The sequence below is a fragment of the Micromonospora sp. ATA51 genome (assembly GCF_016802855.1).
In the GTDB taxonomy this organism is placed as follows: Bacteria; Actinomycetota; Actinomycetes; order Mycobacteriales; family Micromonosporaceae; genus Micromonospora; species Micromonospora sicca.
Genome location: NZ_JAEVHJ010000700.1, coordinates 1 through 1,041, shown reverse-complemented (window position 1 = coordinate 1,041; position 1,041 = coordinate 1). Strand labels below are relative to the sequence as shown.

Sequence of the window (1,041 nt, the reverse complement as noted above, 5' to 3'; positions counted from 1 at the left end):
TGGGGCATCTGAAACCCATCCAGGCGCTTTTCGTTTTTCGTGTCGTTTCGACGCGGGTGATCAACGCGGCGGCGTAAGGGTCCGCACAGTGCGGTCTCTGACAGCCTGCGAAGGAGCAGACATGACTACAGGTACCGTGAAGTGGTTCAACGCCGACAAGGGCTTCGGCTTCATCAGCCCGGACGGCGGCGGCGCCGACGTCTTCGCCCACTTCTCCGCGATCTCGGCGAGCGGCTTCCGCAGCCTCGACGAGAATCAGAAGGTGGAGTTCGACATCACCCAGGGCCAGAAGGGCCCGCAGGCGGAGAACATCCGCCCGCTTTGATCCACATTCTGTGAGCGGCGGCCCGACTGGTTCAGCGGGCCGCCGTTCGGCGTTCCATGCGCTCACCACGGCATGGCGAAAGTCGTCTGATCGGCAGAAGGCCGGCCATCTCGGTCTGGAGCCAGCTCAGCATTCCCCCGTGTTCTCTTCCCTGGATCGATTCGGACCTCGGGCGCTAGTCTGCCAAGGCCGACTGTCAGCTCGCCCAAGGCGTGCCTCTGGCTCATGAAGCAGACAGACGCAGGCATCGACCCTTATCCCTAACGAGCCGAATTCCGCATCGCCGCCGCCCTGACGGTAGAGGCACGTACGGTCGCGGTCAGGTAGAGCACACCACGGTCGGACTCGACGCCTTACCTCCTGATGACTGTCAGCCAGCCGGGACCCGGGGTGTACGGCGTTACATCTTGAAGGGTTGGTGACTATGACGACGACCTACTCGGGTCCTGCGAGGCTGATCCTGGTCGACGGCGCCTGCATCTCCGGCATGGCTTCCCTCAGTACCAACCAGCGCGGAGGACTCAACGGCTGGGGCGGCACGTTCCGTCCGGACGAGATCACGACAGACCTTCGCAACGCAGTCCAAGGGCTGCAACTGGAGCTGCCCTACGATCGGGTGGGGACAGTCGCCGTCACCGGCATACGCAAGCTACTCGCCACGCAGGTGTTGATGTCGTTGGCAGGCCGCGGACCCGCACCATTCTGATCGTGCGCCG

Annotated in this window: 2 protein-coding genes; both read left to right on the top strand. The window is 63.7% G+C overall.

Going from position 1 to position 1,041, the window contains the following annotated elements:
* The first annotated feature begins 121 nt into the window (after positions 1-121).
* A complete protein-coding gene (locus JNW87_RS39055; protein WP_007074326.1) occupies positions 122-325 on the top strand; it encodes a cold-shock protein in 204 nt (67 codons plus the stop codon).
* Positions 326-749: 424 nt separating this feature from the next.
* A complete protein-coding gene (locus JNW87_RS39050; RefSeq protein ID WP_109805227.1) occupies positions 750-1,031 on the top strand; it encodes a hypothetical protein in 282 nt (93 codons plus the stop codon).
* Positions 1,032-1,041: the final 10 nt, after the last annotated feature.

Bases quoted from the DNA above. Each gene is read 5' to 3' on its own strand.
- JNW87_RS39055 (WP_007074326.1), top strand. From the start codon at position 122: ATGACTACAGGTACCGTGAAGTGGTTCAACGCCGACAAGGGCTTCGGC.
- JNW87_RS39050 (WP_109805227.1), top strand. From the start codon at position 750: ATGACGACGACCTACTCGGGTCCTGCGAGGCTGATCCTGGTCGACGGC.